Annotated in this window: 10 protein-coding genes and 1 pseudogene; 8 read left to right on the top strand and 3 right to left on the bottom strand. The window is 72.9% G+C overall.

Going from position 1 to position 15572, the window contains the following annotated elements; translation table 11 throughout:
* Positions 1–15: 15 nt before the first annotated feature.
* From U5640_RS17660 to U5640_RS17635, 6 genes and pseudogenes are all read left to right on the top strand, one after another.
* On the top strand, positions 16–1896 hold the full coding sequence (locus U5640_RS17660) for a protein kinase (RefSeq protein ID WP_340376753.1): 1881 nt from the start codon (positions 16–18) through the stop codon (positions 1894–1896).
* A gap of 59 nt (positions 1897–1955) precedes the next feature.
* Positions 1956–3749 (top strand): protein kinase, encoded by a 1794-nt coding sequence (locus U5640_RS17655; protein WP_340376752.1) that lies wholly within the window; start codon positions 1956–1958, stop codon positions 3747–3749.
* Between the two features lie 51 nt (positions 3750–3800).
* A complete protein-coding gene (locus tag U5640_RS17650) occupies positions 3801–5456 on the top strand; it encodes a serine/threonine-protein kinase (RefSeq protein WP_340376751.1) in 1656 nt (551 codons plus the stop codon).
* A gap of 64 nt (positions 5457–5520) precedes the next feature.
* Positions 5521–6279: pseudogene (locus U5640_RS17645) on the top strand (serine/threonine-protein kinase); the annotation flags it as partial.
* Positions 6280–6454: 175 nt separating this feature from the next.
* Positions 6455–8215: a succinic semialdehyde dehydrogenase gene (locus U5640_RS17640; protein ID WP_340376750.1), complete on the top strand. Its 1761-nt coding sequence runs from the start codon at positions 6455–6457 to the stop codon at positions 8213–8215.
* Between the two features lie 97 nt (positions 8216–8312).
* Positions 8313–10100 (top strand): GMC family oxidoreductase, encoded by a 1788-nt coding sequence (locus U5640_RS17635; protein ID WP_340376749.1) that lies wholly within the window; start codon positions 8313–8315, stop codon positions 10098–10100.
* A gap of 99 nt (positions 10101–10199) precedes the next feature.
* Here the strand turns inward: U5640_RS17635 and U5640_RS17630 are convergent, their stop codons facing one another.
* Together U5640_RS17630 and U5640_RS17625 are read right to left on the bottom strand one after the other, a co-directional pair.
* A complete protein-coding gene (locus U5640_RS17630) occupies positions 10200–11243 on the bottom strand; it encodes an LPXTG cell wall anchor domain-containing protein (RefSeq protein WP_340376748.1) in 1044 nt (347 codons plus the stop codon).
* Positions 11244–11919: 676 nt separating this feature from the next.
* Positions 11920–12201, bottom strand: coding sequence for a chorismate mutase (locus U5640_RS17625; protein ID WP_067249054.1), 282 nt, complete (start codon positions 12199–12201; stop codon positions 11920–11922).
* Positions 12202–12525: 324 nt separating this feature from the next.
* Here U5640_RS17625 and guaA point away from each other — a divergent pair, with 324 nt between their 5' ends.
* The gene (gene guaA / locus U5640_RS17620; protein WP_340376747.1) at positions 12526–14106 is read left to right on the top strand and encodes a glutamine-hydrolyzing GMP synthase; all 1581 of its coding nucleotides are present in this window, start codon (positions 12526–12528) and stop codon (positions 14104–14106) included.
* Positions 14107–14140: 34 nt separating this feature from the next.
* Here guaA and U5640_RS17615 read toward each other — a convergent pair whose 3' ends face one another.
* Positions 14141–14629: a pyridoxamine 5'-phosphate oxidase family protein gene (locus U5640_RS17615; protein WP_340376746.1), complete on the bottom strand. Its 489-nt coding sequence runs from the start codon at positions 14627–14629 to the stop codon at positions 14141–14143.
* A gap of 148 nt (positions 14630–14777) precedes the next feature.
* Here U5640_RS17615 and U5640_RS17610 point away from each other — a divergent pair, with 148 nt between their 5' ends.
* Entirely contained in the window at positions 14778–15572 is a 795-nt protein-coding gene (locus U5640_RS17610; protein WP_340376745.1) for a class II aldolase/adducin family protein, read from the top strand.

Here is a 15572-nt window from a genome sequence, read left to right as displayed (position 1 = left end):
GGCAACGTGAATCAGATGCAGGGCCTGCTCCTCGCGGGCCGCTACCGGCTCGCCGACACCATCGGCAGCGGTGGCATGGGTCGGGTGTGGCGGGCGCACGACGAGCTGTTGCACCGTGCGGTCGCGATCAAGGAGCTGACCGCCGCCCTCTACGTCACCGAGAGTGACCAGCCGGTCCTGCTCGCGCGCACCCGGGCCGAGGCACGCGCCGCGGCGCGGATCAACCACTCCGCCGTCGTCACCGTGCACGACGTGCTCGAACACGACGGCCGGCCGTGGATCGTGATGGAGCTGGTCGAGGGCCGTTCGCTGGCCGACGCCGTCAAGGAGGACGGCCGGATCGAGCCGGCCGAGGCGGCCCGCGTCGGTCTGTGGGTGCTGCGCGCCCTGCGCGCCGCGCACTCCGCCGGGGTCCTGCACCGGGACGTCAAGCCCGGCAACGTGCTCATCTCGCACGACGGCCGGGTCCTGCTCACCGACTTCGGCATCGCCCAGATCGAGGGCGACACCACGATCACCCGGACGGGGGAGGTCGTCGGCTCCGTCGACTATCTCGCCCCGGAGCGCATCCGCGGCAACGACCCGGGGCCGGCCTCCGACCTGTGGGCGCTCGGCGCGACCCTGTACACGGCGGTGGAGGGGCGCTCGCCGTTCCGCCGCACCTCGGCGCTGAGCACCCTTCAGGCCGTCGTCGAGGACGAGGCCGCCGAGCCGCAGCACGCCGGTCCGCTCGCCCCCGTCATCGCCGCGCTCCTGTGCAAGGACCCGGCCGGCCGCCCCTCCACGTCCGCGGCCGAGCAGCTCCTCGCCGAGGCCGCCGAGGGGCGCCGCCCCGACGCGGCGCAGGCCTTCGTGCCCACCCAGTACGGCGGACCCGGCGGATACACCCGCCCCGGCCGCCCCCAGGGCCCGGCCGCGTACGGCGGATCCGACCGCGGGACGAGCGGCACGGGCTCGTCGTACCCGTCGTACGACTCGGGGGCGCAGTACGCCTCCGGGGCGCACGCCGGGCCGCCCTCGGGACCCGGGAACCCGACGGGACCCGGGAACCCGACGGGACCCGGTTCGGCGGAGGCGTCGACGCGCGTCCCCGGCGGCGCCGGGCCGACCGCCGCCGGTCTGCCGTACTCCGGCAGCGGCCTCCCGTACTCCGGCACCGGTTCCGGTCCCGTGCCCCATCCCGGGCACTCCGGCCCCGTCCACCTCGGCCCCGTGCCGGCCGCCGAGCCCCCGCGCCGCCGCCGGCTGCGGACGCTCGCGCTGGTGGTCGTGGTCGCCGCGCTGGTCGGCGGGGGGACGGCCATGGCGCTCCAGAACTGGGGCCAGGGCCGGGAGGACGTCGGCGCGTCCCCCGCGCCCCAGGACTCCGCCTCGTCGAGCCCGTCGGCCGACGCGAGCCCCGGCAGCCAGGGCGGCGTGCCCGACACCTGGACCAAGATCGACGACGAGCTGGGCTTCGGGCTCTCCCTGCCCGACAAGAGCTGGACGCGGTCGGTCTACCAGGACGACGGCGACCTCAAGCAGATCGACTACTCCCCGGACGGCGGCGAGCACTTCGTCCGGATCGCCCTGGACACGTCGCCCGACTACAACGACCCGTACGCCCACCAGAAGGACCTCGAGGCACAGCTCCAGCGGCTGGTGGACTACAAGACGGTCAAGCTGGAGAAGAACCTCTACCGCGACCGCGACGGCTCCGAGTGGGAGTACACCTGGACCGCGCTGGCCAAGGACTCGGAGTTCCCGGGGCCGCGCCGGGCCGTCGAGGAGACGTACATCGCCCGGGACGGCTCGGAGTACGTGATCTACATGTCCTCCCCGGCGAACGACTGGGCCACTACCGCCAAACAGTTCAAAGCCGTACTGCAGAGCTGGCGGGAACCCGGCGCCTCCTGACGGGGGGTTGGCCGGTCGGCCACCCGGAGCGGGGACATCCGGTGGGGCATGATGGGCCCATGGGGACCGAGGGGGACGCCGTCCGCGTCATCGCGGGCCGCTACCGGCTCGAGGCGAGGCTCGGGCGGGGCGGCATGGGCGTCGTGTGGCGTGCCACGGACGAGCTGTTGGGACGGCGTGTCGCGGTCAAGGAGCTGATCCAGGACGACACGCTGTCCGCCGAGGAGGCGCGCGGCCGCCGCGACCGGACCCTGCGCGAGGCCCGCGCGGTGGCCCAGTTGAGCCATCCGCACATCATCGTCGTGCACGACGTCGTCGAGGACGACGAACGGCCGTACATCGTCATGGAGTTGATCAAGGGCGGCTCGCTCGCCGACCGGATCGCCGGACACGGCCCGCTGGCCCCGGAGGAGGCGGCCCGGATCGCCGTCGCCCTGCTCGGCGCCGTGCGCGCCGCGCACGCGGCCGGGGTGCTGCACCGGGACATCAAGCCGGCGAACGTCCTGCTGGAGGACGACAGCGACCGGGTCGTCCTCACCGACTTCGGCATCGCGCAGGTCGCCGGCGCCACCACGCTCACCGAGACCGGCTCCTTCGTCGGATCGCCCGAGTACACCGCCCCGGAGCGGATGTCCGGCGCCCGCACCGGCCCCGAGTCCGACCTGTGGTCGCTGGGCGCGCTGCTGTGCACCGCGCTGAGCGGCGAGTCGCCCTTCCGGCGCGACTCCCTGGGCGGCATCCTGCACGCCGTCGTGTTCGCCGAGATCCGCACCCCCGCCGAGGCGGCCCCGCTGCTGCCAGTCGTTCGGGGGTTGTTGGAGCGCGATCCGGAACGGCGGCTCGCACCGGCGGAAGCGGAGCGGCTGCTGCGCGCCTTCCTCGACACCGGGCGTACGCCGGAGCCCGTGGGCTCCGGGTACACGCCCACCCGGGAGGACCTGCCGGCCCGCTCCCGGGCGACCGGGCGGTTCCGGCGGCCGTCCGCGCGGTCGGACCAGCCGCGGCCGCCGGAGGAGTCACGGGCGGAGCAGTCCCGGCCGTCGGAGCGGACCGGGCCGGGGGCCGCGCACACCCGGCCGGGCCCGGAGTCGCAGGCCGCGCAGGAGCGTTCCTCGCGGGGTGTGCTGATCGCCGCGCTCCTGGTCGCCGCGATGGCGGGCGCGGGCGTGTCGGCGGCGGCGCTGCTGGTGAACCGCGACGGCGGCGCCAACTCACCCACGAGCCCCACCAGTTCCGCGCGTCCCCCGGGACATACCGGCTCCACGGGGTCCCCGAGGCCCACGGGGTCGGCGTCCCGGGAGACGACGGGCCCGGACACGGGCCCGGCCGCCGGAGGCTCGGCGAGCCCCGGCGGCACCCCGTCCGCGTCGGCCCCGGGCGCCGCGAGCCCCGCCTCCGACGAGCGCCCCAGTGCCCCCTCCGGCTACCGCGTCGCCGAGGACCCCGCCGGGTTCGCCCTCGCCGTGCCGGAGGACTTCACGCGCGCGCCGCAGGGCGAGCGCGTCTTCTACCTGTCCCCGGGGCAGACCTTCCGGCTCGGCATCAAGGTCTCCGCCCCGCAGTCGGGCGGCCCGCTGGGCGTGATGCGCCGCGCGGCCGCCAAGGGGCCCGACACCAACCCCGGTTACCACGACGGCACGGTCACCGAGACCACCCACGGCGGGGACCCCGCCGCCCTCTGGCAGTTCACCTGGGACGGCTTCAGCGCGGCGGAGGGCCCCCGGCACACCTACGACCTGTGCTGGGAGGAGGGCGGGCGGCTGTACGACGTGTGGGTGTCGGCACCCGTCGGGAAGGTGCGGGAGGCACGGGAGTACTTCGACGTCGCGGTCGACACGTTCGTGACACGGTAGTTGCCGTTCTCCGGTGGAAACCGGCCCGCATGGCGCGATAGGGATGGACCCATGAGCCACCACGGGGGTGTCGGCCACGAGCCCGACGACACGACGAGTTTTGTTCTGCAACCACCCGCACCGCGTGCGTCCGCCCCACTCCCGTCCGCACCGCTCCCGTCCGCCCCGGAGGCGTCCGCACCGCAGGGCGAGCCCGGCGTCGGGCGGCTCATAGCCGGCCGGTACCGGCTGCTCGCCAGGCTCGGACACGGCGGCATGGGCACGGTGTGGCGGGCCAAGGACGAGACCGTGGACCGCGAGGTCGCCGTCAAGGAGCCCCGCGTACCGGACCATCTTCCCGAACGGGAACGGTCCAACGCCTTCGAGCGGATGCGCCGCGAGGCGCGGGCGGCGGCCCGGCTCGACCACCCCGCGGTGGTCACCGTGCACGATGTCGCCGTCGTCGAAGGACAGCCCTGGATCGTGATGGAGCTGGTCCACGGCCGCTCGCTCGGCAGCGTCCTGCAGGAGGGCACGCTCAGCGCCCGCGAGGCCGCCCGGACCGGTCTGGAGGTGCTGGCCGCGCTGGAGGCCGCGCACGCGGCGGGCATCCTGCACCGGGACGTGAAACCGGACAACATCCTCCTCGGCCGCCACGACCGGATCGTCCTCACCGACTTCGGCATCGCGCAGATCGAGGGCGAGACCAGCCTGACCGACACCGGCGGCTTCGTCGGCTCGCCCGAGTACATCGCGCCCGAGCGCGTGCTCGGCCGGCGCCCGGGACCGGCCTGCGACCTGTGGTCGCTCGGCGTCGTGCTGTACGCGGCCACGGAGGGCGTGTCGCCGTTCCGCCGCAGCAACACGGCCGCCACCCTCCAGTCCGTCCTGCACGCCGTGCCCGCCCCGCCGGCCGCCGCACGGGGCCCGCTCGCCGACGCCATCAACGGACTGCTCGACAAGGACCCGGCCCGCCGCCCCGGCGCCGCACAGGTGCGGGCCCTGCTGGAGGCGGCCGCCGACCCGCCCGCGCCGCTCCCCGCGTCGCCGCTCGCGGCCGACGCGCCCGCCCCGGCGACGACCGGGGTGCCCGAGCGCCGGCGCCGCCCGGGCCGTACGGCGTGGACCGCGCTCGCGGCCGTGGTGCTCGCGGCGGCCGCGACGGCGTACGTGCTGATCGCCGATCCGTTCGCCGGACCGCTGCCGGACGGCTGGACCCGGCATCACGAGAAGGACGTCACCGCCACCCTCGCCGTGCCCGGCACCTATGTGCGCAGCGAGCCGGACAAGGACCGCAGGGACGACGAGCACTGGGTCGCCTACACCGATCCGAGCGGCGCGGTCTCGGTCGTGCTGGAGGTGGCGCGCAAGGCGGAGGACACGGGCAGGAACATCAAGGCCTCGGCGGCGGCCGAGATGTACGCCGACGACGGGGACTTCAAGGAGTCCGGCAGCTACGAGCTCGACATGCCGAAGAAGCCGCACACGACGACCGACGGCAACGCGCGGTACCGGGACGGCAGGCCCGCCGCCGGGAACACCGTGGTCTACACCACCGACGACAGTCAGGACCCGCGCCCGCGCGAGCTGCGGATCTTCTACTACCGGTCCAGCGCCGGCGACATGTACAAGCTGCTGATCGGCTACCCGGGCAAGGGCGACTTCACCGCGCGGGGCCGCGAGGTGGCACGGACGGCGATCGCCAACCTGGACCTCGACAAGCCGTAGTCATCCATAGGCATCCGGCATCGGTGGACGGCTTGGAGGCGGGTGCTCGTGGTAGTCATGGGGCATGAGTGACGACGGCGCTCCCATAGGCGTCAACGACCTTGTCGCGGCCGGGCGTTACCGGCTGCTCGAACGGATCGGCTCCGGTGCCACGGGCACGGTGTGGCGGGCCCACGACGGACTCCTGGACCGCGAGGTCGCCGTCAAGCAGCCCCGGCTGCCCGGCGACCCGGGGGACGAGGACCGCCGCAGGGCCGCCCACCGCCTCCACCACGAGGCCCGGGCCGCTGCCCTCGTCGACCACCCCTCCGCCGTGGCCATCCTCGACGTGGTGGAGGAGGACGGCGCGCCCGAGGCGGCCGGCGACGGACCGCCGTGGATCGTGATGGAGCTGATCCGCGGCGAGTCCCTGCACGAGGCGCTCGCCCGCGGCCCCCTCGACCCCGCCGAGGCCGCCCGTATCGGCCTCGCCGTCCTCGGCGCCCTGCGCGCCGCGCACTCCGTCGGCATCGTCCACCGCGAGGTGAGGCCGGCGAACGTCCTGCTCGGCTCCGACGGCCGGGTCGTCCTCACCGGCTTCGGCCTGGCCGCCACCCCGGAGCCGCCCGCCGGCGCCCTCCCCGGTTCCGCGGACTTCGCCGCCCCCGAGCGCAGGGCGGGCCACGACGCCGGCCCGGCCTCCGACCTGTGGTCGCTCGGCGCCCTGCTCCGTGCCGCCGTGGCGGACGCCGGTCCGCTGGACCCGCTCGTCCGGCGGCTGCTCGGCCCGGACCCGGACGGCCGGCCGGAGGCGGCACAGGTCGCGGCGGAGCTGGAGGCCGTGGTCACGGCGTCCCGCGCCCCCCTGGAGCTGGAGAGCCGCTGAACCGCGCCGCCCCCCGATCGGCGCCCTGATCAGCGGCTTCGTTGCCAGTGGACACTGGCGCCGTGTGGACGGTCGGTGAATCCCCGTTACCCGCGGGTACCCAAAGTCCTTCCCGCGGCATACCCTGCGCGTCATGACGGACTCGCAGGCCCCGGACAGCAGCGGCACGACGAACACGGCAGGCACGACGACCACGGCCGGTACGACGACCCCGGCAGAGGCGGCGGACACGGCGGCAGGGACGGCGGACACGGCGGCAGGGACGGCGGAAACGGCGACAGGTACCGCCCCGGCAGCTACGGCCCCGGCAGGCACCAACCCCCTCGCCCCCGCCCCCGCGGGCGTCCGCACCGCCGCCGACGTGGTCACCCCCCAGCTCGTCGCCCAGCTGACCAAGGGCGTCGTCGGCTCCGGCCGCACCGCGAACCACACGCCGTTCACCGGCGAGAAGCTCGCCGACCTGCCCGAGTCCACCCCCGAGGACGTCGTGAAGGCCTACGAGGCGGCCCGCGCCGCCCAGGCCGTGTGGGCGCGGACTCCCGTACGGGAGCGCGCCGCCGTCCTGCTTCGCTTCCACGACCTGGTCCTGGCCCGTCAGGCCGAGGTCCTCGACCTCATCCAGCTGGAGACCGGCAAGGCCCGCCTGCACGCCCATGAGGAGGTCCAGGCCGTCGCGATCGCCGCCCGTCACTACGGCCGCCGGGCCGCCGCGTACCTGCGCCCCAAGCGGCACGCCGGCGCCATGCCGACCCTCACCAAGGTGACCGAACTGCGCCACCCGCGCGGGGTCGTCGGCCAGATCGCCCCCTGGAACTACCCCCTGGAGCTCTCCGTCGGCGACGCGCTCCCCGCCTTCGTCGCGGGCAACGCGGTCGTCATGAAGCCGGACACGGAGACCTGCCTGACGGCGCTGTGGGCCCGTGACCTCCTCATCGAGGCCGGGCTGCCCGCCGACGTCTTCCAGGTCGTCCTCGGCGAGGGCCCGGTCGTCGGCCCCGAGGTCGTCCGGCACGCCGACTACGTCTCCTTCACCGGCTCCACCCGCACCGGCCGCGAGGTCGCCCAGGGCGCCGCCGCCCGGCTGGTCGGCGTGTCCCTCGAACTCGGCGGCAAGAACGCCATGCTGGTCCTCGACGACGCCGACATCGAGAAGGCCGCCGCGGGCGCCGTCCGCGCCTGCTTCTCCTCCGCCGGCCAGCTCTGCATCTCCATCGAGCGGCTCTACGTCCACGAGTCGGTCGCGGACGCCTTCCTGGAGCGCTTCGCCACCCGCACCAGGGGCATGCGCCTCGGCAACTCCCTGGCCTACGGCGCCGACATGGGCTCCCTGGTCGGCGAACGCCAGCTGGAGACCGTGACCCGGCACGTGGAGGAGGCCGTGGCCAAGGGCGCGAAGGTCGTCGCGGGCGGAGTGGCCCGCCCCGACATCGGCCCCTACTTCTACGAGCCGACCATCCTCGACGGCGTCACCGAGCCCATGGCGGTGTGCGGCGAGGAGACCTTCGGCCCGGTCGTCTCGATCTACCGCTTCACGACCGACGACGAGGCGGTCGCCCTCGCCAACTCCACGCCGTACGGCCTGAACTCCTCCGTCTGGACCAGGAACGGCCGCCGCGGCGCCGAGGTCGCCGCCCGCCTGCGCACCGGCACGGTCAACGTCAACGAGGGCTACGCCCCCGCCTACGGCAGCGTCCAGTCCCCGATGGGCGGCATGAAGGACTCCGGCCTCGGCCGCCGCCACGGCTCGGAGGGCATCCTCAAGTACACGGAGGCCCAGACGGTGGCCCAGCAGCGGCTGCTGCCGATGGCGCCGGCGCTGGGGATGGACGACGAGAAGTACGCGGCCTTCATGAGCACGAGCCTGAGGGTGATGAAGGCACTGAGGCTCAGGTAGCCGACCAGGGGCCCGGAGCTGTATCGATATGCGGCTCCGCCGCCCGGGCGCGACCAGCCACAACCGGCCCGCACGCGAAAGCAACGAGGAGACCCCCGTGCCCCAGGACACCTACGACTACGACGTCCTCGTCGTGGGCTCCGGCTTCGGCGGTTCCGTGACCGCCCTGCGCCTCACGGAGAAGGGCTACACGGTCGGCGTCCTGGAGGCCGGCCGCCGCTTCACCCGCGAGGCCCTGCCCAAGAACTCCTGGGACCTGAGGAACTACCTCTGGGCCCCGAGACTCGGCTGCTACGGCATCCAGCGCATCCACCTCCTCGGCAACGTCATGGTCCTGGCGGGCGCGGGCGTCGGCGGTGGTTCCCTGAACTACGCCAACACCCTCTACGTCCCGCCGAAGGCCTTCTTCGACGACCCCCAGTGGCGGGACATCACCGACTGGCAGGAGGAACTGAGCCCGTACTACGACCAGGCGCGCCGCATGCTCGGCGTACGGCTCAACCCCACGACGACCCCCTCCGACGTGCACCTGAAGGCGGCCGCCGAGCGGATGGGCGTCGCCGACACCTTCCACCTCGCACCGGTCGGCGTGTTCTTCGGCGACGGCGAGGACGCCGACGGCGCCGCGCGGGCGAAACCGGGCGGGCGGGTCGCCGACCCCTACTTCGGCGGCGCGGGCCCCGACCGCAACGCCTGCACCGAGTGCGGCGAGTGCATGACCGGCTGCAGGCACGGCGCGAAGAACACCCTCAACGAGAACTACCTGTACCTCGCCGAGCGGGCGGGCGCGGTCGTCCACCCCATGACCACGGTCGTGTCGGTCACGGACGACTCCCAGGGCGGGTACGCGGTGGCGACCCTCCCGACCGACGAGCGCCGCCGCGCCGGGGGCCGCACCTTCAAGGCCCGCCGGGTCGTCCTCGCGGCCGGCACCTACGGCACCCAGACCCTGCTGCACCGCATGAAGGCGAACGGACAACTGCCGTACCTGTCCGACCGACTCGGCGAGCTGACCCGCACCAACTCCGAGGCGCTGGTCGGCGCCCAGACCGACGACCGCCGCTACCGCCGGGCGACCGGCGCGCCGAAGGCCGACTTCACCCGCGGCGTCGCCATCACCTCCTCCATCCACCCGGACGAGAACACCCATATCGAGCCGGTCCGCTACGGCAAGGGCTCCAACTCCATGGGCGGCCTGTCCATCCTCCAGGTCCCGTACGCGGAGGGCTCCTCCCGGGTGGCCGGCTGGCTCGCCAACGCCGCCCGGCACCCCCTGCTCGTCCTGCGCTCGCTGTCCAACCGGCGCTGGTCGGAGCGGACCATCATCGGCCTGGTGATGCAGTCGCTGGACAACTCGCTGACGACGTACCTGAAGCAGACGGGCGTCGGCAAGGGGCTGCTGACGGCCCGCCAGGGCCACGGCGCGCCCAACCCCAAGCAGATCAGGGCCGCCTCCGAGGCGGCCGCCGCGCTCGCCGCCGAGATCAACGGCTTCGCCGGCTCCAACGTGGGCGAGCTGGTGGGCACCCCGCTCACCGCCCACTTCCTCGGCGGCTGTCCGATCGGCGACTCCCGGGAGACCGGGGTCATCGACCCGTACCACCGTCTCTACGGCCACCCCGGCATCTCGGTCGTCGACGGCGCCGCGGTCTCGGCGAACCTGGGCGTCAACCCCTCCCTCACGATCACCGCCCAGGCCGAGCGGGCGATGTCGTACTGGCCCAACAAGGGCGAGGCGGACCCGCGTCCGGCGCAGGGAGCGGCGTACGAGCGCCTGAAGCCGGTGGAGCCGCAGATCCCGGCGGTCCCGGCGGAGGCGTTCGGCGCGCTGCGCCTGCCGTTCCTGGGGATGCCGGCGGTGCCCCCCAAGAAGCAGCGGCCGTAGACCGTGGAACCCGGCTCCCGGCAGGCGGTCCGCGGGCAAGCGAAAGGGACCTGCACCCCCCTCCGAGCACAGGTCCCTCTCGCTGTACCGGGCGGCGCCTTACGCGTGCGCGCCGGTGGTCCTGCGGCGCCGGACCGCGACGACCGCTCCCGCACCGGCGAGGACGGCGACACCGCCGACGAGCCCGATGACGGGGAGCGAGGAGTCGGAGCCGGTGGAGGCGAGAGTGCCGTCGATCGGCTTGGCGCCGCCCTGGGCGCGGGTGCCGTCGTCGGTGTCGGGCTTCTCGCCGTTCGGCTCGGCGTCGTCGACGTCACCCGCGTCGCTGCCGGCGGCGAGGATCTTCACGTCGTAGAAGTCACCGTTGCCGTGGCAGGTGGCGTCCTTGCCCGCGTAGATCGCCTCGCTCAGCGCGAACGACGAGCCGGCCGGGGCCGATGCCTTGACCTTCACGCGCAGGTCGAGCGTGCTGGAGCTGTGCTTCTCCAGGGTGTCGAGCAGTCCGACGAAGGAGCCGGTGACGTTGACCTGCTTGCCGTTCTCGTCCTCGTAGGAGTCCTGGAAGCCGTCGGTCCACTTCCCGTCCTCCTTGACCTGGATGACGGCGAGGCCCTCGGACAGCCAGGCGTCGTTGTCGTCGCCGTACTCCAGGAAGGCGTCGATGTAGACGTTCGTCAGGTCCTGGCCGGAGTCGTTCCTGACCTTGAAGGTGAAGTCGTGCCAGCCGGAACCGGCCACGATCTTGTTCGGCAGGCCCTTGATCTGCGCGGTGAGGTTCTCGTCCAGTTCGAAGGCCCTGCAGTCGGTGAACGGGTCGAACGGCTTCTCGCTCGTGGACGCGCTCGCGGAGGCCGAGGCGCTCGCCGAGGAAGAGGAGGACTGCGAGGCCGAGCCCGACGGGGAGCCGGAGGCGCTGCCCGTCTGCGACTGGGTCGCCGAGGGGGAGGCGGTGCCGGACGCGGAGCCGGACGGGCTCGACGTGTCCACGGCGTCCTGGTCCGGCGCGGCGGCGGTCCCGGACTCGGAGGCGCTCGCCGACGGCGAGCCGGACTCCTCGGCGAACGCTCCCGGCGCGGAGAGCAGGGTGAGCGGCACCATCGCGGCTGTCGCGGCGGCGGTGAGGAGAGTCCGGCGGAGCTTCATGAAGACCTCGGGAGATCGACTGTCGGGGGAGGCCTTCTGCGAATGTGGGGCGCAGGCGTGACCCTTGTTTCGCCTGCTGTGACCCGTGAATCCTGTGAATCGTTGTCCTGACTTCACAAGATTCTTATGTGATCTGCGTCACTCATCTGGTGGTCGGGGGTGCCGGGTACGACGAAGGGCCCCGTGGGGCGGATCCGCGGGGCCCTTCTTTCGTCAGCACCGGCGTCAGGGCAGCGCCGGTGCCTGGGAGGCGGCGCCGGGGGATTGCGCCGCACTGTTGGTCTGGACCTCTGAAAGTCATCCGGGACACAACCGGACAAGAGCATCGGCCGGGACGGGACTCGGAGCGGTGAGGGCTGTTTCTGCATCGTGCTGGATGAACGCGGCGCCCGCAACCTTTCGACCCGGTTCTTGTGCATCTTTGCCAAGTCCGCCGACCGGCCCCGGGCGTCCCCGGGGCCGACCGTTCTCTTGGGTGACCGGGCTGCTGTCCCCTGCCGTCCGGTCACTTACCTGGAGCGAGGTCCCACGACGCACGGCACGATCCGTCCGCCTCATCGCTCCAGTGAGCCACGCGTGGTACTTCCGGGCCCGCACCTGGCTGGAACGGACACCGGGACCAACGAAACGGGCCCGGCGGCGGTCACGCGCCGTACGGGTGAGACGGCGCCCGAACTCAGATACGACCCCGGCACAGCTCCAGCAGGGTCATCGCGAGGGCGGTACCGGGCTTGCCCAGCGCCTCCCTGTAGTGGCCGAGCACGTCCATCTCGCGGGAGAGGTTCACGCGCCGGCCGCCGGAGGTGATGCGGGCCTCCTGGATCACGGCGGACACGGCCGCCCGTTCCTGGATCAGCCCGATGATCCGGTCGTCGAGGGCGTCGATGCGCTCCCGCGCACCGGTGATCACATCGGCGGCCTCGGGGGTACGGGCGCCGGTCACGTCGAGGGCGGTCATGGGGACTCCTGGTGGGGTGGGTGTCGGATGGGCCCCGGACCGACAACCCCGGAAAACGCCAGGCGCCCCGGACCTTGTCGGCCCGGGGCGCCTGGGAAGTCGCTTGTCAGTGGCTCAAGCAGCACGACCATGGCAGCCGGTGGGCCGGTCGCCATAGGTAAAGAGGAAGGTCGGGAGCTTGCGCATGGAGGGGAGTATGCCACAGCCGCCCGTGCCCTGCCCGGGGCCCGGGGGGCGGAGCCCCCGGGGACGGGACCGTTCCGACGACCGCCTCGGTAGAATCGGCGTACACACAGACCCCCGCCCCACCGCCGGAAGGCCCCCGTGTCCACAGCGACTCCCGCTGCCACCGCCCCCGACACCGTCCTGGTCGTCGACTTCGGCGCGCAGTACGCCCAGCTCATCGCCCGCCGAGTCCGCGAGGCCCGGGTCTACAGCGAGATCGTGCCGAGCACCATGCCGGTCGAGGAGATGCTCGCCAAGAACCCGGCGGCCATCATCCTCTCCGGCGGCCCCTCGTCCGTGTACGAGGAGGGCGCCCCCCGCCTCGGCCGCGAGCTGTTCGAGGCCGGTGTCCCCGTCTTCGGCATGTGCTACGGCTTCCAGCTGATGGCGCAGACCCTCGGCGGCACCGTCGACAACACCGGCTCCCGCGAGTACGGCCGTACGGATCTGCACGTCTCCCGGACGTCCTCCACCCTCTTCGAGGGCACCCCGGCCGAGCAGCACGTGTGGATGTCGCACGGCGACGCCTGCTCCGCCGCCCCCGAGGGCTTCACCGTCACCGCGTCCACCGACGTCGTCCCGGTCGCCGCCTTCGAGAACGACGAGAAGAAGCTCTACGGCGTCCAGTACCACCCCGAGGTCATGCACTCCACGCACGGCCAGCAGGTCCTGGAGCACTTCCTCTACCGCGGCGCCGGCCTGAAGCCCACCTGGACCACGGGCAACGTCATCGAGGAGCAGGTCTCCGCGATCCGCGACCTGGTCGGCGACAAGCGCGCCATCTGCGGCCTCTCCGGCGGCGTCGACTCCGCCGTGGCCGCGGCCCTGGTCGCCCGCGCCATCGGCGACCAGCTGACCTGCGTCTACGTCGACCACGGCCTGATGCGCAAGGGCGAGACCGAGCAGGTCGAGAAGGACTTCGTGGCCGCGACCGGCGTCAAGCTGGTCGTCGTCGACGCCGAGGAGCGCTTCCTCACCGCGCTCAAGGGCATCTCCGACCCCGAGGAGAAGCGCAAGACCATCGGGCGCGAGTTCATCCGCGTCTTCGAGCAGGCCCAGGCCGAGATCGTCGCGGACGAGGGCCCGGCGGTGGAGTTCCTGGTCCAGGGCACGCTCTACCCGGACGTCGTCGAGTCCGGCGGCGGCACCGGCACCGCCAACATCAAGTCCCACCACAACGTCGGCGGCCTCCCCGAGGACCTGGAGTTCAAGCTCATCGAGCCCCTCCGCAAGCTCTTCAAGGACGAGGTCCGCATGGTCGGCCAGGAGCTCGGCCTGCCGGAGGAGATCGTCCAGCGCCAGCCCTTCCCCGGGCCCGGCCTCGGCATCCGGATCGTCGGCGAGGTGACGAAGGAGCGTCTCGACCTCCTCCGCGACGCCGACGCGATCGCCCGCGAGGAACTCACCGCCGCCGGCCTCGACCGCGACATCTGGCAGTGCCCGGTCGTCCTGCTCGCGGACGTCCGCAGCGTCGGCGTCCAGGGCGACGGCCGCACCTACGGCCACCCGATCGTGCTGCGCCCCGTCTCCTCCGAGGACGCCATGACCGCCGACTGGTCACGGCTGCCGTACGACGTCCTCGCGAAGATCTCCACCCGGATCACCAACGAGGTGCGGGACGTCAACCGCGTCGTCCTCGACGTCACCTCCAAGCCCCCGGGCACCATCGAGTGGGAGTAGGTCCCCGGGACCGGCGTGCGGTCCCTCCCCGGGATCACCTGCGCCTGACGACGCGCAGCCCCGCACCGGGCTGCCAGACCTGCACGACGAGATACGTCTCGTCCTCGACGTAGGTCCTGACGACCTCCGTCAGCTCGGTGCGGAAGAGGTGGAACGGCTCCGGCGGTTCCACCTCTTCGCGGTACGCCCCCTTCACCGCCGGATCCGCGACCTCCACCGCACGCCCCGCGATCCGTACGTCGCCGCCGCCCATCCCCGTGCCCTCGCCCGGGTTGGCCTGGAGCGCGAAACGCGGATCGCGCCGCAGATCGAGCGCCTTGACCGAGTCCGGCATCATGCCGAGCCACAGCTCCCCGTCCAGGAACCGGACCTCCAGTCCCGTGGTCCGCGGAGAACCGTCCTTGCGCAGAGTGGCCAGGACGTGATGGGTGAACGCGCCGAACCGTTCCTCGACGGTCCGCGCGAGAGCGGGCTCGGCCGCGACGAAGGCCGCCCAGCCGACCGCTGTGGTGTTCGCTGTCATACCCGGAGTGTGAACGCGATACAGGACATCTTCTGTCGTATTCCTGTCGTGTTCGCCGGACGCACGTCATCTTTGCATAACAACCCTGTTCTCCTGCGCTGACCGAGGGTAACTTCCGCCCGTACACCCACCCAGTGCTGGAGGACCGATGCACGGGCCCACGCCGCCTGCCCCGCTGCCCACCGACCGGCTGAACTTCGCGATGCCGCCGATGCACGACTCGGTCGAGGACGAGCGCCGGCACCGCAAGGAACGCCTGGCGGGCGCCGTACGCATCTTCGGCCGCCTCGGCTTCGAGGACGGCGTGTCCGGCCACATCACCGCCCGCGACCCGGAGTACAGCGACTGCTTCTGGGTCAACCCGTTCGGCATGCCGTTCAAGCACGTCACCGTCAGTGACCTGGTTCTGGCCAACTCCGACGGCCAGGTCGTCGAGGGCGGCTACCACGTCAACCAGGCCGCCTTCACCGTCCACGCCCAGGTCCACGCCGCCCGCCCGGACGTCGTCGCCGTCGCCCACTGCCACTCGGTGTACGGCCGCGCCCTCGCCGCCCTCGGCGAACTCCTCGACCCCCTCACCCAGGAGAGCTGCGCCTTCTACGAGGACCACGCCCTCTACGACGCCTACACCGGGGTCGCCGTGGACGCCGAGGAGGGCCGGCGCATCGCGAGCGCCCTCGGCTCCCGCAAGGCGCTCGTCCTGCGCAACCACGGCCTGCTCACCGTCGGGGACTCGGTCGACGCGGCCGCCTGGTGGTTCCTGTCCATGGAACGCTCCAGCAAGGTCCAGCTCACCGCCCGCGCCGCAGGCCGCCCCCTGCTGATCGACCACCGCGCGGCCGTCGCCACCCGCGAACAACTCGGCGGCGACCTCGTGGCCTGGATCAACTACCAGCCCCTCTGGCAGGACATCAGCCGCAGCGAACCGGACCTGCTGAGCTAG

The sequence above is a fragment of the Streptomyces sp. SS7 genome (assembly GCF_037993025.1).
Taxonomy (GTDB): Bacteria; Actinomycetota; Actinomycetes; order Streptomycetales; family Streptomycetaceae; genus Streptomyces.
Note: the sequence above shows the minus strand (reverse complement) of the source record. Positions and strands in the feature narration are given on the sequence as shown.